At 36.8% G+C, this 23862-nt stretch carries 25 protein-coding genes; 2 read left to right on the top strand and 23 right to left on the bottom strand.

The genetic code is table 11. The features are described from left to right. Nucleotides 1-5 precede the first annotated feature (5 nt). From BN1068_RS07050 to BN1068_RS07005, 10 genes are all read right to left on the bottom strand, one after another. Nucleotides 6-830 (bottom strand): carbohydrate ABC transporter permease, encoded by an 825-nt coding sequence (locus BN1068_RS07050; protein WP_077602113.1) that lies wholly within the window; start codon nucleotides 828-830, stop codon nucleotides 6-8. Between the two features lies 1 nt (nucleotide 831). Continuing rightward, on the bottom strand, nucleotides 832-1785 hold the full coding sequence (locus BN1068_RS07045; protein WP_077602112.1) for a carbohydrate ABC transporter permease: 954 nt from the start codon (nucleotides 1783-1785) through the stop codon (nucleotides 832-834). A 248-nt stretch (nucleotides 1786-2033) separates the two neighbouring features. Beyond that, nucleotides 2034-3446 (bottom strand): ABC transporter substrate-binding protein, encoded by a 1413-nt coding sequence (locus BN1068_RS07040; protein WP_077602111.1) that lies wholly within the window; start codon nucleotides 3444-3446, stop codon nucleotides 2034-2036. A 46-nt stretch (nucleotides 3447-3492) separates the two neighbouring features. Beyond that, nucleotides 3493-5070 carry an aminomethyl-transferring glycine dehydrogenase subunit GcvPB gene (gene gcvPB / locus BN1068_RS07035; protein ID WP_077602110.1) on the bottom strand — a complete coding sequence of 526 codons (1578 nt, stop codon included), beginning with the start codon at nucleotides 5068-5070 and terminating at the stop codon, nucleotides 3493-3495. Nucleotides 5071-5089: 19 nt separating this feature from the next. Then, nucleotides 5090-6475: an aminomethyl-transferring glycine dehydrogenase subunit GcvPA gene (gene gcvPA / locus BN1068_RS07030; RefSeq protein ID WP_077602109.1), complete on the bottom strand. Its 1386-nt coding sequence runs from the start codon at nucleotides 6473-6475 to the stop codon at nucleotides 5090-5092. 22 nt (nucleotides 6476-6497) lie between these two features. Continuing rightward, nucleotides 6498-7277 carry an SDR family NAD(P)-dependent oxidoreductase gene (locus BN1068_RS07025; protein ID WP_077602108.1) on the bottom strand — a complete coding sequence of 260 codons (780 nt, stop codon included), beginning with the start codon at nucleotides 7275-7277 and terminating at the stop codon, nucleotides 6498-6500. Nucleotides 7278-7623: 346 nt separating this feature from the next. After that, nucleotides 7624-8664, bottom strand: a complete 1041-nt coding sequence (locus tag BN1068_RS07020; RefSeq protein WP_077602107.1) for an SPFH domain-containing protein — start codon at nucleotides 8662-8664, stop codon at nucleotides 7624-7626. Between the two features lie 36 nt (nucleotides 8665-8700). Next, complete coding sequence (locus BN1068_RS07015; RefSeq protein WP_077602106.1) at nucleotides 8701-9483, bottom strand: TPM domain-containing protein; 783 nt, start codon at nucleotides 9481-9483, stop codon at nucleotides 8701-8703. Continuing rightward, nucleotides 9480-10508, bottom strand: a complete 1029-nt coding sequence (locus BN1068_RS07010) for a TFIIB-type zinc ribbon-containing protein (RefSeq protein ID WP_077602105.1) — start codon at nucleotides 10506-10508, stop codon at nucleotides 9480-9482. Before BN1068_RS07010 ends, BN1068_RS07015 begins: the two co-directional genes overlap by 4 nt. Before the next feature lie 11 nt (nucleotides 10509-10519). Continuing rightward, nucleotides 10520-11029, bottom strand: coding sequence for a hypothetical protein (locus BN1068_RS07005; protein ID WP_077602104.1), 510 nt, complete (start codon nucleotides 11027-11029; stop codon nucleotides 10520-10522). A gap of 577 nt (nucleotides 11030-11606) precedes the next feature. Between BN1068_RS07005 and BN1068_RS07000 the strand changes: the two genes are divergently transcribed. Both BN1068_RS07000 and BN1068_RS06995 read left to right on the top strand, forming a co-directional pair. Then, the gene (locus BN1068_RS07000; RefSeq protein WP_077602103.1) at nucleotides 11607-12536 is read left to right on the top strand and encodes a C40 family peptidase; all 930 of its coding nucleotides are present in this window, start codon (nucleotides 11607-11609) and stop codon (nucleotides 12534-12536) included. 219 nt (nucleotides 12537-12755) lie between these two features. After that, nucleotides 12756-13304, top strand: a complete 549-nt coding sequence (locus BN1068_RS06995) for a GNAT family N-acetyltransferase (protein ID WP_077602102.1) — start codon at nucleotides 12756-12758, stop codon at nucleotides 13302-13304. Between the two features lie 42 nt (nucleotides 13305-13346). On the opposite strand, the gene BN1068_RS06990 is transcribed toward BN1068_RS06995, so the two are convergent. The 13 genes from BN1068_RS06990 to BN1068_RS06935 form a co-directional block, all read right to left on the bottom strand. Next, a complete protein-coding gene (locus tag BN1068_RS06990) occupies nucleotides 13347-14012 on the bottom strand; it encodes a Crp/Fnr family transcriptional regulator (RefSeq protein WP_077602101.1) in 666 nt (221 codons plus the stop codon). A gap of 75 nt (nucleotides 14013-14087) precedes the next feature. Further along, complete coding sequence (locus BN1068_RS06985; RefSeq protein ID WP_077602100.1) at nucleotides 14088-14315, bottom strand: heavy-metal-associated domain-containing protein; 228 nt, start codon at nucleotides 14313-14315, stop codon at nucleotides 14088-14090. A 31-nt stretch (nucleotides 14316-14346) separates the two neighbouring features. Continuing rightward, nucleotides 14347-16248 (bottom strand): heavy metal translocating P-type ATPase, encoded by a 1902-nt coding sequence (locus tag BN1068_RS06980; protein WP_077602099.1) that lies wholly within the window; start codon nucleotides 16246-16248, stop codon nucleotides 14347-14349. Nucleotides 16249-16717: 469 nt separating this feature from the next. Next, nucleotides 16718-17026 carry a hypothetical protein gene (locus BN1068_RS06975; protein ID WP_077602098.1) on the bottom strand — a complete coding sequence of 103 codons (309 nt, stop codon included), beginning with the start codon at nucleotides 17024-17026 and terminating at the stop codon, nucleotides 16718-16720. Nucleotides 17027-17093: 67 nt separating this feature from the next. Beyond that, on the bottom strand, nucleotides 17094-17798 hold the full coding sequence (locus BN1068_RS06970; protein ID WP_077602097.1) for a hypothetical protein: 705 nt from the start codon (nucleotides 17796-17798) through the stop codon (nucleotides 17094-17096). An 11-nt stretch (nucleotides 17799-17809) separates the two neighbouring features. Beyond that, nucleotides 17810-18643 (bottom strand): ABC transporter ATP-binding protein, encoded by an 834-nt coding sequence (locus BN1068_RS06965; RefSeq protein WP_077602096.1) that lies wholly within the window; start codon nucleotides 18641-18643, stop codon nucleotides 17810-17812. 81 nt (nucleotides 18644-18724) lie between these two features. Continuing rightward, nucleotides 18725-19054, bottom strand: a complete 330-nt coding sequence (locus BN1068_RS06960; protein ID WP_254846719.1) for an undecaprenyl diphosphate synthase family protein — start codon at nucleotides 19052-19054, stop codon at nucleotides 18725-18727. 7 nt (nucleotides 19055-19061) lie between these two features. Further along, a complete protein-coding gene (locus tag BN1068_RS24170; protein ID WP_303046892.1) occupies nucleotides 19062-19187 on the bottom strand; it encodes a hypothetical protein in 126 nt (41 codons plus the stop codon). 63 nt (nucleotides 19188-19250) lie between these two features. Further along, nucleotides 19251-20003 carry a phosphotransferase family protein gene (locus BN1068_RS06955; protein ID WP_077602094.1) on the bottom strand — a complete coding sequence of 251 codons (753 nt, stop codon included), beginning with the start codon at nucleotides 20001-20003 and terminating at the stop codon, nucleotides 19251-19253. Between the two features lie 150 nt (nucleotides 20004-20153). Beyond that, the gene (locus tag BN1068_RS06950) at nucleotides 20154-20483 is read right to left on the bottom strand and encodes a helix-turn-helix domain-containing protein (protein WP_077602093.1); all 330 of its coding nucleotides are present in this window, start codon (nucleotides 20481-20483) and stop codon (nucleotides 20154-20156) included. Between the two features lie 304 nt (nucleotides 20484-20787). Next, nucleotides 20788-20922, bottom strand: a complete 135-nt coding sequence (locus BN1068_RS06945) for an anti-repressor SinI family protein (RefSeq protein ID WP_077602092.1) — start codon at nucleotides 20920-20922, stop codon at nucleotides 20788-20790. A 946-nt stretch (nucleotides 20923-21868) separates the two neighbouring features. Further along, nucleotides 21869-22858 (bottom strand): metallophosphoesterase, encoded by a 990-nt coding sequence (locus tag BN1068_RS06940; RefSeq protein ID WP_077602091.1) that lies wholly within the window; start codon nucleotides 22856-22858, stop codon nucleotides 21869-21871. Nucleotides 22859-22907: 49 nt separating this feature from the next. Further along, complete coding sequence (locus tag BN1068_RS06935; protein WP_175637100.1) at nucleotides 22908-23849, bottom strand: PIG-L deacetylase family protein; 942 nt, start codon at nucleotides 23847-23849, stop codon at nucleotides 22908-22910. Nucleotides 23850-23862 lie beyond the last annotated feature (13 nt).

The following is a 23862-nucleotide window of genomic DNA, read 5'->3' as shown; positions in this document are numbered from 1 at the left end:
CATCTCTATTTCACAGATCCCGATATACCTTCAATAAAGTAACGTTGCATCAAAATAAATATTAAAATTACAGGTACTAAAGATATGCTGGCTCCTGCCGCCATTCCTGTCCAATCTGTTTGGTATCTTCCAACAAATGAAAGCATTCCTACTGCTAACGTTCTTAATTCTGGACTATTTAAAGTTAACACAAGCGGAACTAAGAAAGAGCTCCATGTCCAGATAAATTGCATGATTGCCGCTGTAGCTATAACCGGTTTAGCAGTTGGCAAAATAATTTTTGCAAAGGTTCTAAAAAATCCTGCTCCATCAATAGCTGCAGAATCTTCCACTTCTTGAGGCACTCTTGAGAAAAAGGCAGCAAATAATAATATAAATAAGATATGAGCACCACTTGATTCAGCTAATATTACACCAAATAAAGAATCAGATAATCCAAGCATTTTCATTAATTCATAAAGTGGGATAATCGTATATCCGGATGGGATAAACATTAAAGCTACAACAATTGTAATAATGACCTTTCTTCCTGGAAATTTCACTCTGCCAAGTGCATAACCTGTCAGACAGCTAAGCGTAATAACAATTAAAACTGTTGACAGTGTAATAATGACTGAGTTCAAAAAGTACCCTGAAAAATTAGCTACTTCCCAAGCACGAATATAGTTATCCCAATGTATACTCTCCGGTAACGGATTGATACCCGAAGTCAGGAATGTGCTATTTGTTTTAAAGGACGATGAAATCATCCAAATAAACGGGTAAATCCAAATTATTCCAAATACAATTAAAAGGGTATGTGTCATAAACATAGCAGTGCGATTTTTCATTTTATTTAATCCCCCCACCAAGTGGCTTTCTCTTCTGACCACTGACTTTATAAACGACCCATCCTAAAATTAAACTGATGATAAATACAGTCAGACCTAAAACAACTCCTGCCGCAGATGCAAATCCTACCTGCGATGGACCATCTGGTGCAAATGCAAAACGATAAATGTATAATTCAAGTGTCTCTGTTGCAAAATATGGACCGCCTTCTGTCAATGTTTTTACTAAATCAAAAACTCTCATACTACTGACAACGGTTAGGAGTAAAATGGTAGCACCAATTGGTTTGAGTAATGGCAGTGTTATGTATCGTAAAGTCTGCCAGGATCCGGCACCATCAATTCTTGCTGCTTCATATACTTCTCTTGGTATCATTTGTAATCCTGTCAGCCAATATATCATTGTTATTCCAATTTCTTTCCATGAGCCGATAATAATCAATAGAATCATGGCCAATATCGGGTTAGATAACCAGGAAATAGATTGATCAATCAATCCAATTGCTTTGAGAAATTCATTAAAAAATCCTTGGGTTCCAAAGATATTCTGCATAACAATCCCAATTATTGCCATTGTTGTAACTACTGGCAGGAAGTAAACTGTCCTATAGATGCCCCTTCCTTTTAAATTTGGGTTATTTAACACAAGTGCCAGTATTAAAGCAACAGAAATTGAAACAACTGTAAATCCTGCAGTATAAACAAATGTGTTTCCAAATGCATTCCAAAAGCTTGATTCTGTAAGTATTCTCGTATAATTCTTCAGACCAACAAAATTGGTTAATGGTCCAATTCCTGACCAATCGTAAAAGGAATACACATAACTCATGACGATTGGATAAAGTGAGAAACCAAAAAACACAATAATTTGGGGAAGTATAAAAATATAAGCCCAAATATATTTATTTCGATTATATTTACTAATTCCATTACCGCTTTTTATTTTCTTTGCCATGGAAGATTCTCCTATCTCGAAAGATTAAATGAGGGAAGCCTCTACATTGTAATATCTTTTTTTGTAGAAGCTCCCTCATTATTTCCATACCTTAAGTTCAAAATTATTATGATTAAATTACAATCAGTTCTGCACTTTCATCTCATTCAGTTAATTATCATTCCTGTAGAATGCTTGAAGAATGTTCCTGAAAGATACACTTCGTCTAATTTCCCACCATAACAGAGGTGTTCAGAGCAAGGGCTATTTTACTGATGATCTTCCTCTGTATAAGGCTCATAAGGTACCCAATCAGGGAATTGGAAATCTTCCCGTGTTACACTTTCATGTGCTTCCAATGCATCATCAAAGGCTTTATTATAAGCAGATTCATAGGATTCGAGCTCTCCTTCTAAATCAGATACCTGCCCTGTTAAATAACCCATTAGAATTTCTCCTGGGGATGAATCCGGGCCATTTTTTAACACTTCTAATTGTACGTCTAAAGCTTCCGGGTTCACCGTAAGTGAATTTGGAACTTGGATGCTGACAGTTGAAAAGATATCTTGAATATCTTCAATCTGTTCAAATGGAGCTTCTCCATCTACGAGATCAAATTCTTTAGCAATTGTTGCTTCTCCTACATTTACTAATTCTTCGTACATATTATCTCTTAAAAAGATTAGAAACTTCTCTACTTCATCCCAATGCTCCGTGTTATTAGATACAAACATACCGTCATTACTGGATACGCCAAACTCACCATACTGCTTGCCATCTGGATTTTTAGTAGGCAGTTGGACAACACCCCAGTCGCTAAATTCATTCTCGTCCTCCAGCAACTGACCAGTCCAGTTTCCATCAATGAGAAAAGCTGTTCTTCCTACCGCAAAATATTCTCTGGCAACTGTAGAATTGGTTTCTAATGTCAGTCTGGACAGTGCATTTTCATCAAGCATTTTTTTAAGAAATTCAATCGTTTCAACATTACCTTCATTATTAAAACTGTATTCGCCGTTTACATAGTCCATCCGGCTCTCTGGAGAAAGCTCTGTGGCCATGAGTTGGACAAATGCGTCTACTAACCAGCCAGAAGTTCCACCGAATATCAAACCTTCTGTATTCCCGTCTGACTTTTCATATACTTCTTTTCCTACCGCAAGCAGCTCGTCCCATGTTTCTGGAACTGTATCTATTCCTAATTCTTCTAATACTGCTTTGTTATAATACATCATATATGTTCCGCCTTTAAAAATAGGGAATAAGTAAATATTATCTCCAATTCTTGTATTTCCTTCGTCAAAAACTCCTTCTGTATATTCTTCTTGCGCTTCCTCTGGAAATACACTATTCAGTTCGTGAACCAAATCTAAGTCCACCAGTTCATTCATTGAGAATGCATCCGTAATGAACATATCAGGTAAACTATTATCAGATATTGCAGCTTGATACTCTGCATCACTTGATTCTACGTTTACATTATTCAATTCGATTTTAATACCTGGATTCTCTGCCTCAAATTCTTCAATTAGTTTTGGAAAAAAAGTAGAACCAGATGCAAGATTATTCCATAATTCCAATGTTACTTCATTACTATCTCCTTCAGCTTCCTCACTTTGACAAGCTGCTAATATCATCAATAAAAGAAAAGCGCTAAGCAGTACAACTATCTTCTTTTTCATTTAAACCATCCTCTCTTAATAGTTTCCTAATGAATGTCATACTTTTTTAAGTCTGTTTTTCTTTTGTATTCACATACTTCTTCAAATAAGATCTCCAAGTAATCGCCCAATGCTCTGGATCCTCAAAGTATTTATCCGTCGTAATCTTATGGATCGAACTGCAATGCGGCGCTGTTCGTATAATCTCAGGGTCTGTATACGCTTCATTGGAAATATGAGCCAGACTTTCAATATATTCGTCCAGATCCTCCTTTGAATAGGATTCTGTCGGCTCTAACGTAAATGGCTGCGGAACAACATATGGATGATGACTTGTCCAATATTGATGTGCAAAGTCTGCCATTCTCCTTGAGATATCCTCTGTCGTAATACCAGTATCCTGATACAATGGCTCCCAGCTGTAACGAACCTGTTCTAATCTGCCGCCTTCTGCATAAGGCACATCTACACCCTTTATTTCTTTTATTTTGCTGTATAAATAATTGTTATTAAGAACCGCCGTCTCAGCAACCGCTTTCAAACCATCTGGACCTAATGCCCGAATCCATGCGTATGCACGAATAATATTTTGAGCTACACCGTAGTAAGATCGAACCTTGCCGATACTATGCTCTAAATCTGTATTCAAGATGTACCTTTCACCTTGCTTTTCAATAATCGGCTTTGGTAAATAAGGTTTCAACCTTTCGACAACACCGACTGCTCCTGAACCAGGTCCGCCGCAAGCATGCGGTGTAGAGAAGGTTTTATGAAGATTGAAGAAGCACATATCAAATCCGGCTTCCTTTGCCCGTGTAATTCCAAGCAGTCCATTTGCATTTGCCTGATCGTAGTAGCAAATACCTCCTGCATCATGTACAACCTTTGTAAATTCTTTAATTTTAGAATTATAGATTCCTGTATCTTCTGGATTTGCAACAACAAATCCGGCTGTTCTTTCAGAGACAGCATCTTTTAATTTTTCTAAATCGGGGAAGCCGTTTTCATCTGGATATAATGTGATTATCTTATATCCTTTTACCGCGGCAGTTGCTGCTTGCGAAGGATGTGAGAATATGGTTGTGATAATCTCATCTCTTTGTTCTCCTTCTCCATTAGCTTCATGATATGCTCTTACCATTGAAGCCATTGCAAACAGTGCTTGTGTACCAGATCCTGCCTGAAATGAAAAATAGTCCATTCCCGAAATCTCACGCAAATACAAATCTAATTCATACGTTGCTTTTAAAGTACCCTGTACTGTCTCTTCATCCTGCTTTGGGTGAAGAGATCTTAACTTCTCTGAGGACACAAGTTTTTCATTTACAACCGGTGAATACTTCATTGTGCATGTTCCCTGTCCAATTTCCACATTAAATGCTGCTCCCAATGTTTCCTGTGACAACCTGAGGTAATGCCGGAGTACTCTGTTTTGAGAAATCTCTGGAAGCTCCGGTGCCTGGGTTCTTTTTAAATGATCGGGAAGCTTTGATAGCCCGTCGCCTACTGCAGATGTAATTTCATCCTCTGTCTTTGGAGGTACAACGCCTCTTTCGCCTTTTTGATGGAGCTTGAATATGACTGGCTCATTCCACTTTGCCTGATGAAAATCTCTAACTTTCTCCTGACTTTTGATTCCTTGCATACACTCACTTCCTTTCTCTTTACAAAAATGCACGTAATTCTTTTGCTAATATATCAATATCTGCTTTACTATGAACCTCTGTAACACAGAACAAGGCGGATTGTCCTAATTCAGGAAATTCTTCCGATAAATCAATGCCGCCATAGATTCCTTTGCTTAATAAATACTGATTAATTTCTGCCACTGTTTTTCCTGTCTCATTAAAATCGACAACAAATTCCTTAAAGTTTACGTTATTAAAGTAACTCGGACTTATCTTTTCTATTTCATTGAGCTTTTTCATAGCGTACTGGCTGCGCTGCATAATAGTCTGTCCCAGCTCTGCCATTCCCTTCGGCCCCATTAATGCAAGATAAACCCCTGCTGTGATGGCGCACATAGATGTTTGTGTTCCAACAGATTCTTTACCATTTTCCCTTTTTGCAAAAGAAGTTCTATCATAGAAAACATCTCCAAATCCATATTCCCCTTCTTGACTCGTTGGGGTAATTCCAAATAATCTGGAAGGAAACTCCGAAATGTACTCAATCTCATCTCTTGTCGCAATAAACCCTGACTGTCCACCGCCATAATTCATCGGGTTTCCTAAAGGCTGCAGTTCGCCGCAGATTATATCTGCACCATATTGAGCAGGTGATTCCAGCACACCTAACGAAATTGGATCAACACCAACAATGGTAATGACATCTGCGCTTTTAGCAATCCTGCTTATTTCTTCGCCTTGCGTTTCTAAAAATCCCAGATAACTTGGATTTTCAAAATATATTGCTGCTGTCTGTTCGGAAATATTGTTCTTAAGATTAGTTAAATCCAATTCCCCTGTTGCTTCCTGATAGTCAATAAGCTTTATCTCTATATCTGGCGAACAGTAATTCCGAATAATTTTTAATCGCTCCGGTGCAATCGTTTTAGGAACAAGGGCTTCTTTTTTCGTTGTTAATCTGGATGCCATCCTGATTGCAGTTGCAGCTGCCTGGCCCCAATCAAATGTGGGTACATTCACAACGTCTACACAAAGTAATTCCGCAAGCAGACTTTGGTATTCAAACAATACCTGGAATCTTCCATGATCCTCATACTCATCTCCAGCGTATGCTGTTACAAACTCTGCTCTGGAAGCTACTTCATCACATACAGCCGGAATAAAATGCTGCCAGCATCCGCCTCCTAAAAAGCTGATTACCTCATTTGTTCCTTTGTTTTTCCCTAATAAATTTCCGATTTCTCTTTTCAATTCAAATTCATTCAGAGCTTCCGGGATGTTTAATTTGCTTGTATATCTTAATTCATCCGGTATTGTCTGATACAGTTCATCAATATTTTCTACACCAATTTCTTGTAGCATCTGCGCTTTTATTTCCCGATTTGTATTTGGTAAATAAGGATGTGTTATTGCTTTTGTCATTGTTTATCGTCCTCCTTTATTGTCAGGCTAATCCTCCACCATCCACTACTAAAGTTGTTCCAGTAACCCATTCTGATAAATCACTTGCTAAAAATAAAACACCTCTTGCAATATCCTCCGGTCTACCAATTCTGCTCAACGGTCTGTCTTTACCTGAATCCTCTAAAAACTTTCCTTCCTCTTCATTCAGCTGCTTAGCCTCTCCTCTTAACAACGGTGTGTCTGTATCACCCGGGCAAATACTGTTTACTCTGATATTGTCACTTCCATGATCAATAGCCATTGCTTTTGTCAGATTAACTACCCCCGCCTTTGATGCACAATAAGATACCGCGTTATCTCCTCCCTTTAGGCCCCACCCGGAACCGGTGTTAATAATAGCTCCGCCACCGTTCTCCTTCATAACCGGTATGACTTGTTTCGACAGCAGGAAAATACTCTTTAAAGAAACATCCATAACCAGATCCCATTCTTCCTCTGAATGCTCCAGTAAATTCTTACGCTTGATTACACCTGCATTATTAAAAAGAATATCTATTTTATTGAAATCGCTTACAACTTTTTGAATAACTTCTTTTATATTTGCTTCAGAAGTAACATCACAACCAATAAATATTGCAATTCCACCGCTATGTATAATTTCTTCTTCTGCCGCCTTGCCATTCTGCTCATTAATATCTAGCAGAATTACCTTACATCCTAATTGAGCGAATAATTTAGATGTTGCTAAACCAATTCCTGAGGCTGCTCCAGTAATTACTGCAACCTTATTTTTCATTCCAATCAAGCTCTCCAAATTCATTCTCTGTCCTCCCTCTAAAAGTTTCTTAATTAATTAAATTAACAATATAGTAGCATAGTAATTTATTTAATGTCAATAGAGTTTTCGATAAATTTTAGAAAATTCCCATTTGATTAAAAACATATTATTCTTATTAAATTAGTCCTCTTAATGTTAGTCATTGAAATGAAAAAATCCAGTTAAATGAAACCAGCCTTTCCAGCCATCTTCATTTATCCGGATTTTTTTAGTATACATTATTCTTTTTTCAATCTGATATACAGACCTTATCCAGCCGTTAAATTGAAAAAGAAAAGGAACCGCCTAATTTAAGATAGTACCTTTTCTTTTTCAATTTTTTTCGTCCTTAAACCAGCTTATACCCGCAATTCCCACAGAAGTTCATACCTTGTGTTTTACTCCCACAATTTGGGCAGAAGTTTGGAATAGATCCCCCCGATTCATTACTCGAGGATTCCTGTTGATTCTGAGGCTGCTGATTTTGCTGCTGGCTCTGGTTTTGTTGACTGCTTTGATTTTGCTGCTGTTGATTTGCTGACTTTTGCTCATTGGTACCATTCATCATTTCTTTCGCCATCTGCATTCCCATCATCATTCCAGCCATATCCGTTGCAGAATTACCGCCATTTGATTTCCCGGAAGAAATCGCGTCTGTCATTGCTACGTCTTTATAACGCCCCATATCGCCAATCATGCCGTGTGATGCTGTTTTTGTTATCATATCCTGAATTTCTTTTGGGTAATTAAAGCTGATAATATTAAAACCATTAATTTCAAAACCGTCCTGGTTCACCTGCATATCCAAATCTTCTTTGATTCCTGCTCCAATTTCAAAGGAATTTGCCTGAAGATTAAACATATCCTTACCTTCTTTAGTAATCCACTTCATCAATAATTGATCCAGGACCGCAGTGATTCTCAGACGGATATCCTCGACAAGCAGGCTATCCTTTACTCCCGCTATGTTATCTATAAGCTTCACATAATCTTTTACAGTAAATTGAAAGGTTCCATTGGCACGGATAGGTATACCGCCAGGCAGCTGCGGGGAAGGAATATTTATCGCATTCTTTGTACCCCATTTTACAGTAAACTGTTTGGTGTTTACAAACAGTACTTCCACGCGCATCCCACTGTTAAAGCCAAATTTAAATCCTTTTAACGTCGATAAGAAAGGAATAATATCTGATTCAAGTTCATACTCACCCTCATCTTTAAAAACCCCTTCAATTTTTCCCTGGTTAAAAAAGATAGCATCCTGGGTGGGCCGGATAATTAATTTACTTCCTTTTTTAATCTCTCTGTTATTCCACTTCCAAAAAATCATGTCATCGCGGAATGATTCCCACTCGATAACATTTGCTAACTGTCCTCTAAAAAAACCCATTATTCAGATCATCCTTTCTATATAGCTTTCTATAAGTTAAAATTTCCCTCGTGCTCCAGAATGTGAATGACCGCCTCTTGTCATTCCTCCTCCACCGCCACCGCGGCCTCCTCCAGAGTTTTTTTGAATTTTTGTTTTCGTAACAGTTTGACGTAAATATCGATCCGATTTGTTTTTAACACGTGAATTATTGGCATCAAGATACGTACTTGCATTGGTTGTTACACGTCCGCCCATATTAAAAATCATTGAACCGACAACAGCTGCCCCAATTATAACAGCTACTAATAAATGAAACCATGTCTGAAGTAAAAAGCCATCTGGATTTACGATTGGACTGACTCCCATATATTTATCTACTTTTTCAAAATATAATAAACTAGCATCATAATAATCATTTACTGATAAATCTGGGATAAGTTGATCTACAATTTGAGCTGCACGCTTATTATCTACATATTTTTCACCTGCATAAAAACCTGCTACATATAAATCACGATCTCCTGGTCCACCCGAAAAATCGAGTCCCAAAATCACCGTATCTCCGTGATCCCCATCATATCCAGGACCCTGCTCATCATAGAAATCATCAATATAAGGTTCAATATCCCTTCCATCAGACTCATCCTTGGTCAAAATAAGAATATCAATCTCATTCTCTTCACTATACTCAGATGCTCTCTTCTCCAGGTCTGTCCGCTCATTATCCGTAAATATATTAGCATCATCATAGATATACTGCTTTTCTGCAAAAACTCCAGGAATAATAAATAAAGAAATTACTAATAGAACACTGGCTGTAATCAGGTATTTTTTCATAGGATATCACCGCCCAGCATAATCGCGATTGTTTTAAATAAAACAAAAGATCCGCCGGCAATACCGGAAAACCAGAGTGCAGCCTTCGAATAGCTCAGCGGCGGCTTACCGACAATTTTCCCTGTCTGTCCGTTCATTGCAAATGTATGCTCCTGCTGATCAAAATCATAATAAACCATCCAGACTGGCAAAAGCACATAGTAGCTGTTTGTTTTCTTTGTCCGGATATTTTTCTGCTCATAATTTACAGAGCTGTATCCCCGCACAGTTGAACCAATATAAGTATCCAAAAACCCTCTAATCTTTGCCTTCACCCGATCAAACAGCTCATCATCGGTATAATTATATTTTTCTGCTAAATAACCAGCTAAATAAGGTGTTTTAAAGCCTTCCAGCTTGTTGTAGTCATAAGGCTCTAACTTATCCATCAGCTCGTCATCCATTTTTTCTGAGGCATCCACAGGAACTTTTAAATAACTGATATCAATATCCCGGCGCACCCGATAATACTTTGTCTCTGTATAACGGTAATCTCCGCGGCGGTATGTACGCACCTTGGTTCCCGTTGCTTTTACCTCTACATCATTATCCAGATCATACATCCAGAATGGCACATACATCCCGGTAATATTTTTAACACGATCAGCTGTCATAAAGCCCTTTGGTGTGAGCCGCCCATTTTTACACCATTTTTTAAATGCCTGCATTGCTTCCTCTTTACTGATGGTAAAAGGTATGACTTTAGCAGGGGCTAACTCACCGGATAACCGATCAGCAAGAACCACCCCTGCACCGCAAAAACTGCATGACGTCGCAGTTGTATCAGCACCAGTCAGAACAACAGCTCCGCAGTTCTCACAATGATATTCCTTCGCCTCATCTTCTTCAAAGGATTGCGTAATATTTACATCATCAAATGTATCAATATGCTCCTCATGACCACAGCTATCACAAGCCAAGTGACCGGACGCACTATCAAATCCCATGTCCGCCCCGCAGTTGGGACATTTATAATGTACTAACATCCATCTTCACCTCATTTTTCTGATCGCAATTCAAGCAACGCCTCTGCTTCAGCAAGCTCAAACTGGATTTTCTCTTCTTCTTTTGTTGTATACTTCATTATATCCGCTTCATTTTCTTTAGCTGCTGTCTCTCTCTGTAGTGCATCGAGGCGGTCAAAGGTTTCGCTAAACGTCTGGCTCATCCGGTCATAGCTTTGCTTGAAAGGAACCACCTGAGCTTCTAAATCATATTTTTGCTTTTGTAATTTTTCAAGCTCTTCGAGTGCTGCTTCTCTTTGCATTCGAAAACGGCTTTTTTCATTTGGTTGTTCTGTTCTTTCTTCATACCCTGCATATTTATCTGCAAGTCCCTGCTGCACTAAAATTTCCTCATTCGTTCTCGTTATATTTACTTGAATTGTATCTATTTTAGCACGCATTTCCCGCATAACTCTATCCATTTCTTTTTTACTTTTCTGTAAGTTTTGCCTGCTTTTCTTTGCTTCTCGTTCAGATGAATGAAAGCCTTTAAAAAAACTCATTCTAAATCATCCCTTTCTTCCGAGCTTATGTAATTGTACGTTTGAACATAACAAAAGGTTTCATTGGTATTTTCATTCTGCGAATCAGTTACCAGCAAATAACTCTTATAATCTGGTTAATTATCTTAAAGGATACCGTATTTTCTCCAGGATTTCTAATTATCTTCAAAAAAAGGGAAATTTATTTTACAAGTTTGTAATAAAAATAGCTTTTCGACATGAAAATGAAATGAAAAAAACAGCAAAATTCTTTAAAAATGTTGATCCATTTATTATCGAAACGTGTCTAATCCTGTAATATATTTTAATAATTTGTTACCGTCCCTTAAAAATATGGACACCTTCTTGTGATGTCTCTATGTTAACTTGTACATAGTGAAAAAATAAACGCTCAGCTGATAGTTTACTGAGTGGTCAAGATGTTCATGTCCATTACTCTAGTTATCAATAGATTCGTATTTCTCTCTGACTAGCAGCAGAAGTTTTACGGACAAGCACATCATGATGGAATGAAATCTTCTACATAGGTTTCTATTTTTCAACAAAATTATCGTAAAAATTTTAAGGAGGAATTCTTTTGGCACCAACGAATCTCAACGCAAAAAAATATGTTATTTCTACTGCATTTGCAGCAACTTTGGCTCTTACTCCAGTCGTAGGATCCAGTGTATTAGCAAATGCGGGAGAAGGATCTTCTGAGGGAGATATCACCTACGAAGAAAGTAACCTCCCAAATATTAATGCAGAACAATCTTCTGAGGCAGAAACTCCATCTGCAACAGTTAACTCTTCTCTTATTCAACAAGGTGATTCAGGTTCAGGTGTAGAAAGTTTACAAAGTGAATTGCAAAATCTTGGTTACTCTTCTAGTAATATAGATGGTATTTTTGGTGAACTTACTGCACAGGACGTAAGAAATTTCCAATCAGATCAAGGATTGCAGGTAGATGGTATTGTAGGACCGGCTACTTCTAGCGCACTAGGAAATCCTGTTGAGGCAACTCCGGATTCTGGAGAATCTTCTGAAGCAACAGAAGATGAAGGTATTACTATTGAAGAAGTGAGCAATACGGATGATTCCAATGGTTCTAACGATTCTGGCAATACAGAAACTGCATCAGCTACCGGAGCAAATATTGTAGCTGCAGCAGAAAGTGCACTAGGAATCCCTTATCAATTCGGAGCATATACACCTGGAGATCCAAATCCTTCTGCTCTAGACAGCAGTGGATTAATCAATTATACATTTGAGCAAGTGGGTATCAGTGTTTCCCGTACACACGCAGGAATGTGGGCAAATGACGGAGTGCATGTAGATTCTCCAAGCCCTGGCGATGTTGTTTTCTTTGAAGGTACTTACGACACACCTGGTGCATCTCACAGCGGAATCTACATCGGTAATAATCAAATGATTCATGCAAGCAGCGGCAGCGGTAAAATGGTTGTTGCTGATATGGGCATTGACTACTGGCAAGATCATTATCTTGGAGCTAAATCCTTCCAATAATCATAATTTCAAAACAAGTGCGGCGGACAGCTGTGCTTGTTTTTTTATGTCTATTTTCCTAACCATTTTTTGTTATAATAAAAATAATTATGTTAAAGGAGCTGATTGGAATGAAACAGGTTATGCAGGTGATTGGAAAGTAAGGATATTGTCCCTTTTCAATCATTTTTTAGAAATGAAGTCAAACAAAAATGGAGTGAAAAGGAGATGCAACATTTGATGTATACAGATAATAACCTAACGATTCGCACGATAAAAAAGGAAGATTTGCCACGTCTATGGGAACTGATTTTTAAAGACGAAAAACCAGAATGGAAAAAATGGGATGCCCCTTATTTCCCGCATCAGACAAAATCGTACGAATGCTTTTTATCAGAACAAGAACATTGGTTAGCTTCCCAAAATTACTGGGTTGTTGAAGTGGATGACCAGGTTTTGGGAACAGTTTCTTACTACTGGGAGCACGAGCCTTCATACTGGCTGGAAATGGGTATTGTATTACATGAGGCAGGATCCTGGGGGAAGGGTGTCGGCACACGAGCTTTGAGATTATGGATTAATCATCTTTTTAATCAGTTACCCCTCGTTCGTGTCGGTCTGACAACCTGGTCCGGCAACCAGCGGATGATTCGGGTTGCGGAAAAACTCGGTATGCAGATGGAAGCCCGGATTCGGAAGGTCCGGTATTATAATGGAGAATATTATGATTCTATCCGTATGGGGATGCTGCGCGAGGAATGGGAACAGCAGCCTTACAGTGAATCTTGATTTAAAAGACAGGTCTTTTATGAGACTTGTCTTTTATTTTCCTCATAATAAACGGCTTTCCAAATCTTTCTTGTCATGAAATTTTATTTTATTTCTTTTTCTTTGAATAAGTCCTTCTTTTTCCAGCCATTTAAATTTTCGGGAAACTGTTTCCGGTGTTGTTCCCAAGAATGAAGCTAATTCCTTCATTTTCATTGGAATTTCTACTTGTACAGATTCAGTGGTTTTATATAAATCAAGAAGATATGTCATTAAGCGTTCTTCCACTTTTTCCATCATTAAAAAGCGTGTTTGCTGCTCTGCTTCCATCATTTTTTGGGCGTTGATTTCTAACAGCTTTAAACTTAATTGGGGGTACTGCAGTAATATTTTTTGAAAATCCTCCTGTTTTAACAAACAGACTTCTGTTTGTTGCAATGCTTCCACAAATAGATTTTCATTTCGGGCACCTAACAGTAAACCTTCTCCTTCATAGCCGTTCGGTCCGACAACCCTTAATAATTGCTCACGTCCAGCTGCCGAAAGTTGATATACTTTCATATTTCCACGCGCAACCACAACTAATTGCGGATCTCCATCAGGGGTGATAATCTGTTCTCCTTTTTCAAAAATACGATGATTTACAAGTTGATTAATCATCCTTTGGTCTTCTAAATCCAAATGATGAAAAAGCGGCACTGCTGTGACACATAAATGCTCTTGGTGCATCGTAAACCCTTCCTTTCAAAACCCGGCTTCATTTAAGAAATTGAATAAAGCTGAGAATCTATCTTATTTTCTCAATTATACGCCCTGTACTTTTGTATTTTCTACTATATAACCCAGATTTTCAATAACTCTTGTTAATTTGTCGGCGCTTGTCTCCTTATTATCAATTTCTGCTTTTACTTTACTGGCATTAAATAGCACGTTAACCTTTTCAACACCCTGCTGCTTCCGGACAGCACTTTCAATTTTCTGGATACACGATGGACAAGTTAGACTTTCTAGTTGAATGGTTACTTTTTCCATGAATAATCCCCTCTTTCTTTTATTTACATTTTTATTGTACTTCCAATTTTTCATTAAGTACTTGACAGCTATCAAGTTTTTCGTATTTTGTACGATAACGTAATAGACGCATCCCATTGATCACAACCGCTAAGATGCTTAATTCATGGACCAGCATGCCGCCGGCCATATAAATATATCCGAAAACTAATCCGATAAGCAGAAAAATCACTGTACCCACTGCAATAATGATATTTTCTTTCATATTTGCAACTGTTTTCTTTGTTACACCAAAAGCGTGAATTAATTTTTTAAAATTAGAATGTATTAAAACAATATCAGAGGTTTCCACAGCTACGTCCGTACCATTTCCCATTGCAATTCCTACATCTGCTAAAGCAATAGAAGGACTATCGTTCACACCATCACCGACAAAAGCTACCGTTTTTCCTTTATCTTGAAGCTGTTTCATAAAGCTGGACTTATCTTCTGGCAGGAAATCACCGTGAATCTCCATTATTCCCAATTCATTACCCACCATCTCTGCTGTTGTCTGATTATCACCTGTCAACATTACAAAATGCTTTATGCCCATTTGTTTTAAGATTTGCAGCGTTCTTTTTGCATCCGGTCTGACTTGATCTTTCATCCCAATCAACAACGCCAGCTGATTATTGATTGCTACAAACACTGTAGAATTTCCTGACTGTTGAAGGCGGAGTAAGTCCTGTTCTGCTTGACTGTTTATCAAAACAGCATGATTCTCCATTAATGTCTGGCTGCCAATTATTATTTTCTGTACATCGGTATGCGCAATAATTCCCTGCCCTTTCACAACTTCCGTTTTATTAATTTTTGCATAGCTGGTTTCCCTCACATAATCTAATATTGCCTGTCCTAACGGGTGCTCCGACTCTCTTTCCACACTGGCAGTCAGCCGAAGCGCTTCTTGTATATCATCCGTATATGCTTTCACTTCAGAAACTGCCGGTTTGCCGTTGGTTAATGTCCCGGTTTTATCAAATATCATTGTATCTGCTTTACTAAATGCGGTCATCAATTCACCGCTCTTTATTAAAATCCCATTCTTTGCTCCATTTCCAATTCCGGCAACATTCGAAACAGGTACACCAATAACCAATGCTCCCGGGCATCCTAAAATCAAAACAGTAATTGCCAAGTGGATATTCTGAAATACCAAACCAACGATAAGCGCTAACAGCAATACAATTGGCGTATAGTATTTAGCAAAACGGTCAATAAATCGTTCCGCTTCGGATTTATTATCCTGTGCTTCTTCAACGAGTTCAATAATTTTTCCAAAAGTCGTGTCTTCTCCTATTTTCTCAGCTTCTATCTTCAACGTGCCATTTTCTACTATCGTACCGGCAAACACTTTCTCTCCGACGGCTTTACCAGCTACTCCGGGTTCTCCCGTCACACTTGCTTCATTAATATAGCCGCCCCCTTCTTGAATAACGCCATCCACAGGGATTTGTGCACCTGTTTTAACAAGAAGCAGATCTCCTTTATTTACTTCATCAATAGGAATTTCTTCTATAGCAGCTTTATCGATTCGCAAAGCGCTGGCAGGTGCCATTTTTATAAGTTCCCGAATGGCGGAACGTGTTTTCTCCAGTGTCTTTTGTTCCAATAAACCTCCAAATAAAAATAGAAAGATAACAATAGCAGATTCACTGAACTCACCGATAATAAACGCTCCGGTTACAGCGATGGATACCAAAAGTTCAATACTGATTATTTTTACTTTTAGTGCTTGATACGCCTGGATAACTATCGACGGGCTGCCAATAATGGAAGCCGTTATCATTGCAAGTGAATATCCTAAATCCCAAACAAATGAAAATTTAAAAATAAACCCTAGAATAATCAAAACACCGCTGATAAGTACAAAGGTATACTTATGTTTTATAAATAATTTCTGCAGCTTCATTTTCTTTCCCTCCTCTCTGTTCACACTGTTATTTTATAATAAGAGAAAAAGAAAATAATTGATGACTATCAAGATATGAAAAAACACTCTCGAAAATAGTGATTTATTTCAAATAAAAAAAGCACCTCGAAAGGTACTTTTTATTCAATATATTCCAGAATAATTCTTAAGCAAAAGCTTGTTCTTCGTTTTTTAATAACAGTTCCTTTTAGCTGATTAATATATACAGAAAAAAGAATTTGTATTAAAACAATACTCCATTTTGCGGGAATTTTTGGTGAGATAAATAATCGCAAATGTTTCCTGTAAGGCGAGTAATCGCAAAAGTACTTCGATGGAGCGAGTAATCGCAAAAGCTCTTCGGTGGGACGAGTAATCGCAGTCCCAGCTCCAGCCCCAGCCCAACCTACCGAAAGATATCATAAATAGTTCATCAATCATGATATAGCTGCTTTTTGCGCGCCCTCTTTTATAAAACACCTTTTGTTACTCTTGCTAATACTTTGTTAAGCAAACCTAAACAACAAAATAGTACGGCAACTACAATTACAAAAAATACGGCAGAACGGAGAAAAGTAAATGGGATAAAGCTGACAAGCCAGTTTCCAACATAATAAATAAGTACAAATACAATCGCAACTGTTATCAAATACGAAATAAGCACGCCGAATACTTGAACATAATTAAGTTTTGAATACGTTTCTTTAAGTTCTTTTCTATTTTTCCAAAAATTGAAAACTAATAAAACAGTACACAAAACAGAAAGTACACCAGCCAAGAATCTCCACCTCTATTTCTATGTTGTAAATCTCCTGCTGCTTATCAAACTATGCTAATAGCATTTATTAACGTCTTCTTTTTGCCAATATTAGAAACAACAGCAGAATAACTCCAGCATAAATCATAATCCATAAAAATGGAAGATAGGATATACCGGACAAACTTTCTCCCTTCCATTGAATTAGTTGCCGTTGCGTAATCGTTGCTGGGGGTAAAAGCCAGACAATGTATTTAAACGATGCAGGTAAAATATTCTCAATTCCTAGTGCAGCAATAGACAAAATAATAGTCAGCACTAAACCTCCATAAGCGTTGATAGCGCTTTCCATCATCACCTTACTAAAAAAACCGGCAACACCAATTCCCAGAACAGCTAAGAGAAGATGATTTACAAAGGATATGAAACCAACTGCAGGAGATACGGAATCAGAAAACATATTAAAAATAATGGGATAGAGAAATGCAAATACAGTTAACAGAGCGGCAATCAGTGCAACAGTCAACAATTTTGCCAGATAATACCGATAGCTGCTTCCCAAATGCAAAATCATCAGCTGTCTTTGTACAGGTGAATCCAGGGATAGAACACTCAAACACAGCCAGGTGGAAATCACAAATAAAAATAATGCCGTAATCGCATAACTATCAATAATTGGATTTGGCTTGTATGTATAAAACACCAGGATTAACACAAAAAAAGTGGAAATTGGCGGAAAATATTTATGGGAACGTACATAGTCATGCAAACTATATTGAATTAAATCTTTCAAAAAATCTCTCCTTAGTTATTAACATCTGTGCTGTTAACAGATTCGATACTTCCTCCAGATTTAAGAACTCTCATTAAAATTTGATTACTATTTTTAGAGCTTACATATAGTAATAATCTATCTTCTCTTTTTTCACTATATAATACTTCCTTCCATTCCTCTACATCGCTATCTATGAAGCCTTTTGTCTCAATCAGCTTCATACCTTGTTTTTCCGTCAGCATTTCTTCTGCCAGGCGGCCATCTCTTATGTAATAGGTTTGATCCACAATCCCCTCAAATATAGAAGCTTCATGATAGGTTAACAATACCGTTGTTTTCTGCTCCTTCAATTCGCTGATGATAGAAAGTAATTCCTGCTGCGCTGATATATCTAATCCAGATAACGGCTCATCCAGAATTAATAGTTCCGGCTGCTGAAGAATTGCTTGAATAATCCCGACTTTTTGGATATTCCCCTTAGATAACTCATTAATTCTTCGATTACTCCATTTATCTAATTGAAAACGACGCAATAATAATGAAATACGCTGTTCCAGAATAGCTTCTGGGATACCATTTATCTTTCCGATATAGTGCAAATACTCATCCGGTGTAAAACGGAGATATTTGGGAAACCTTTCCGGTACATAACCAGTCCGCATGTTCTTAAAAGCATATAAAATCTTCCCTGAATCCGGCCGTTCTATTCCTGCTGCAATCCGTAAAAAGGTGCTTTTACCGCTACCATTCTCCCCCAGTATGGCAATAACCTGTTTTTCTTTTATGTTAAGGGAAACATCATATAAAACTTTCTTCTTTCCATATTTCTTGTTAATATTTTTTAGTTCTGCAAGCTGCTTCATGCAATACTCCTTGTTGTGTCATTTCATCATATCTCTGTATAACACTTGGAAAATATATTTTCATATACTAACGGAAGCTGGTTATACTTTTTGCTTCATCAAATAGCTGTTATAATCCTGAAAAGCCACAGTCAGATTTTCAACATTAAAATCCGGCCAGAATGTTTTATCCGCCCATAAATAGGCATTATGTATCTGCCAAAGCAGGAAATTACTAATTCTGCGTTCTCCGGCAGTACGAATCAAAATATCAATATCAGGCTGCTCCTGTGTATCTAAATAATGATTAAAATTTTCTACATTAAGCGACTGAATGATTGTATTATCTTCTTGTGATGCATCGTTAATTCTTTTTATTGCCCGAATAATTTCAGACCTTGCTCCATAATTTAGAGCTATATTACAAACCATACCATCATTATCTTTGGTCAACAAAATAGTTTTGTTTATTTCCTCTCTTCTTTGCCCATCGTCCATTTCCATCACAAATCATTGCTACATGCTTTGGTATATAATCCAAATTCGTCCAATAATCTGTATTCATTGATCCGCATCTCCTTAAGTAAAACATTTATACATCTTTTTAAGCAAAATTATTTTATTTCCATTATAAACGATAACTGTTAATAATTTCTATCCATTGGGCTGTATTCTCTGTTGACACTTGTTCTGATAACCTCACTCCGGCAATTAATGGGGCCCATTGCAAAATCTCCTTTTTGGACAATCCGCTCTTCTCGCAGTAAATCTGAAGATAGCTGTCAGCCAATTCAGTAAAATGCTGACTATATAAAAGATATGTCCTGCATACATCAGCCCGGATGTCTCCGGCACTGGAGTCAACCCAGTCAATGATATACACCTTCCCGTCTGCAGAAATCAAATTAAACAGATGAAAATCTCCGTGACAAAGTCTGTTTTCAAAAGTCATCGTGTCCAGTTTTCGCAATAGATCGTTTTTATATTTTTCTGTTAAACTGACAGCTGCCTTAATCTGTCGGCAAAGCTTATCATACATTAACTCCGAAGCATCTAAATTGGGAATCACCCGATGTATCTTTTGCTGGATATCCACGGAAACAGCCAGATAATATTCTGCTTGTTCTTTATTACTTAAATACAAGTCTCCTAGAGTTCTTCCTTTAATATATTCCATCATAATAGCTTGTTTCCCCTGAAACTCACTAACATCGAAGACCTTTGGAACAGGAAGACCTGCTGAATTGGCAATCCTTTGTTTTCCCGCTTCCATCTCAGCTTCTGTATCAGGCAAATAATCATTGAAAACCTTTACAATTTTATTGTTATGAAGATATATTTCAGCAGTATTCCCTTTTGCTATTAGAGCATTTGTACTCATTTCGCTCTTCTCCCTTTCCGATTCTTTTATCGTTCAGTTTCTATGTTTTGTGCAAGTCATTTCAACAAGATATCACGCTGTTATTTTATTAAAATTTAAGTCCATAAAATCAAAAAAACCGTAAAGCACGCTGCTAAACGGTTAAGTGACTTATTTATCTTGTTCTCGCCGCCATTTATTAAATTCCAGATATTCTTTAAATTGTTCTTTTGAAACTCCGGATTCCATTGCTTCTTTTACAATTTTCATCCATTCACTATCTAACTCCGTTTCAACTATCGTATTATTATCATTTATTAAATCGTTTACAGAAACATCCAACACTTGACTGATTTTCTCGATAAACTGGATGGAAGGGTTTGATTGAAGGTTTCGCTCAATTGAGCTTAAATAGGATTTCGCTACTCCTGCTTTTTCAGCAAGCTCAGAAAGTGACATCCTCTTTTCTTTTCGTAATTGTTTTATTTTTTCACCAATCAAGTTTTTCACCTCTTTCTCTGCGAATTATATCATAACTTTGGTGAAGAGTTCTATTATTATTTAGAGGATGTACAGAAAGTTAATTCTTAGTGAGGATTTAAGTATAATTATGGTATTTTACACCTTCATAATTAGAAATAAAAGTATAATAATCAGACTGGAGAGAAATCAAGGATATATTTAAATTGTAATTTTATAAGAAAATGCACCTTGCAAATTGATATCCAGGATTGTTTAGGTATCTTTATTTTACCATATTATGCTAAAGGTGCATTTATTAAATTCTCTATAATTGAAATCCAAATCAAACTTTTGATCTTTCTCTTATATGATTCAGAAACTGGCGGACTTCATCCAGTGACAGGCCTAAATTTTTTGCTTCTTTTATTAATGTAATCCATTCTTGATCAAGCACAACATTTTCAATTTTCTTTTTCACGACGCCGCCCCCATCATTAATACAGATAATATAGTTACTACCAGTCATATATGTTGCATACAGACTTTTCTACTTATCAAACAGGGTTAAATGATTAACAATAATTTAAATGAACTATTCCAAAATTTAATTCCTATCTATTACTGCCAGGCAACAAAGATATGAATGGTAACTGCCACCCATATTAATGACTATTTTCAATTATTAATTAAACGATAAAGCTTATGCCAAATGAAACTGTCATTTCACCTCCCTTCTTTAAATTGAATAATAATACCAGAAGATTTATTTTCAGAACAATGTGTTTGTAATTTTACATTTCATTTTTTCCTCTTATCATCCCATATAACAAGAGTGGAACAATTTCCTTAGCAAGTGCTTCGGGCTCCTTTAATCCTGTAAATAATTGCGTTTTTGTTATAACCGTTCTTGGCAAATTCCTCTTTAGCAATAGTATGATTTTCCTCCACTCTCTTTTGTTTTAAAAGGCGGAACAAAAGCACCCTCAAGATTACCTACAAACAAAAATATACAAGCCTATTTTACTATATGTTTAGCATGAAGCGTTTGACTTGTTTTGTCATTAGCACACTAGTTTTGTCAGATGAGAAAATTCAAATTATGACATGTTTTCCGCTTATTCAGCCGCATTTTGACTGGACAGCTTAATCGCAAACCATTCCTATTTTGCAGACAAGTGCAAAGCTCTTATTGAACTCTGTAAATAATGAGGAGCAAAACTAAAAACAAGTCGAATTTCATACTGAATTTTTGACAATAAATCCGATTTTTTTCTAAAATTCTCTATCTGTATTTATAATTTATTCTCGTTCAAAAATTATAAGCGTCATACTTTTCCCGTTTAAGGAAATCACTTTTAATAATTTTTGTTATCTGATGATTTATATAACAAAATTTTCGGAATTAGATTCTTATTCATTCCTTATTAGTTGCTGTCTCCCTTTAAGATAACAAGATTGATCTCAGGAGGATTAAACAATCGGAATTTCATAAAAGATACTGCACCACTGCTGCCTAGCCCTGCACTGACATACTGCTTTGTACCAGCGTATTCCCATAATCCTTTTACACGATCTTGCGGCGGAAAAAAGCTGTTTGGTTCATACCATGGCTCTGGAATGAAAGGAGCACCAATAAACGGCAGGCGGATCTGGCCTCCATGATAATGTCCAGCCAAAATCAAATCATAGTCAGGCCATACTAACTCAGGGTTAGCCTGAATATGATCAATCCGAATATCAGGAATTGGATAATGGTTCAATGCAATAAGGACATCCGCTTCATCAAGGGTATCAAGTGCCGACACATCCTCCCACAACGCTGCCTGCTGCAGAAGATAGCTTTCCTCATTCATGTAATCCGGTTTTAAAATTCCTTGTACATTCTCCATGTACTTCGAATCCTTTAAGATAGACAATTCAAAATGAACAAAATGAACATTTCTTCCATCAACTGAAATCGAATGGATGGACTCTAATAAATGAACACCTCGTTCTTCCATCCCTTGAATAAAATCACTCTTTTCTACTGTTCTGCCAATGTGGTAATTTGCCGGATCTGTATTCCCTGGTATATATAACGCATTTTCTTTATTATCAATTCCTTCAATTAAAGTGTAAAAGCTGTCATAGTTGGTGCTTTCGGTGTCATCGAGCATATCGCCTGTAAAAATAATCGCATCATAGTCAATCGAATTAATTGATTCTATCAGCCTTTTTTGATTTTCACCAAATTGCTTTTCATGCAGATCACTAATCTGGAGAATACGGAATCCTTCCAGCTGTTCTGGCAAATGATCCATTTTGATTTCCTGTCTGGCGATGATAAACCGATTATTGTCCCATATAGTATATAAAAGGAAGACAAGAAATATTAAAAATAGGATTGGAAGAATTTTAGATTTTATTTTCCTCACAGTTTATCCCTCTCCAATATATAGCATTTCTTTTAGTGATATATTGCACCTATGATAATACCTTTACCCTGTCCTTATCAGTTTTATTTTGAACATTATAATCTGTTACTTCATCATTAATAAACTTAGAAAAAATATTAATTAGTGGTTTCAATCTTTTCATCGGAAAGAGGGAATAATTTAATAATTCCTGTTCTAAATCCTCCATTATTGCTTGACGGATTGCTTCTCCCATTAAATAATGTTCAACAACACCTTGAGACTCATGGCAATTTAACATTTCCTTTTTCAACATATATTCCTCATCTGAAATATCAATGATGTTCACTTCCGAATTTGTAGGTCTGGAATTAGCAAAATTTATATTCCTTGTTCCTAATGGTTGTATCTGGTTATATTCAGCCCATTCGAATACATTATCAAACTTTAATTTCTTACAAACTGATTTTACAACAAAACTAGTAATATCGTGATCACTGTGACCGCCCTCAATACAATGAACATAAATTCTTTTTGGTTTTGTCTTTTTTATTAACTTATTAAGATCTCTTGCAATATTTTTTAAATAACGATGGGTTCCTGCATCCGGATAGCCTAAACAAAGTATGTTTCTTTCTAAGATATCAAGTAATTTTAATCCTTTTAACCCTTCATTGAATCTTACCTCTGCTATTATTTTTGAATCGTTGACTTTCGTTTTCCAACTCGCACCTTCGCCGGCTGTTCCATTTGTTACATAGGTAACCATTATCTTATCTCCATCTTTTCTATGGCGATGTAATGTCGCACCTAAACCTAATATTTCATCGTCAGGATGAGCAGCAATAACAAGGATATCCGTGGATCTATGCAGATCTTCAGATATATTTCGCCCAAGCATTTTTGTTGGATATCTGTATATTCCTCTTACATATTCAATGAATTTAATATATCTATCTAAGCCAATATTCATTTGACTTAATTTACTAATTAAATTTTTAAGAATCAACAAATTAAACACGCTC

This window comes from Oceanobacillus sojae, assembly GCF_900162665.1.
In the GTDB taxonomy this organism is placed as follows: Bacteria; Bacillota; Bacilli; order Bacillales; family Amphibacillaceae; genus Oceanobacillus; species Oceanobacillus sojae_A.
Note: the sequence above shows the minus strand (reverse complement) of the source record. Positions and strands in the feature narration are given on the sequence as shown.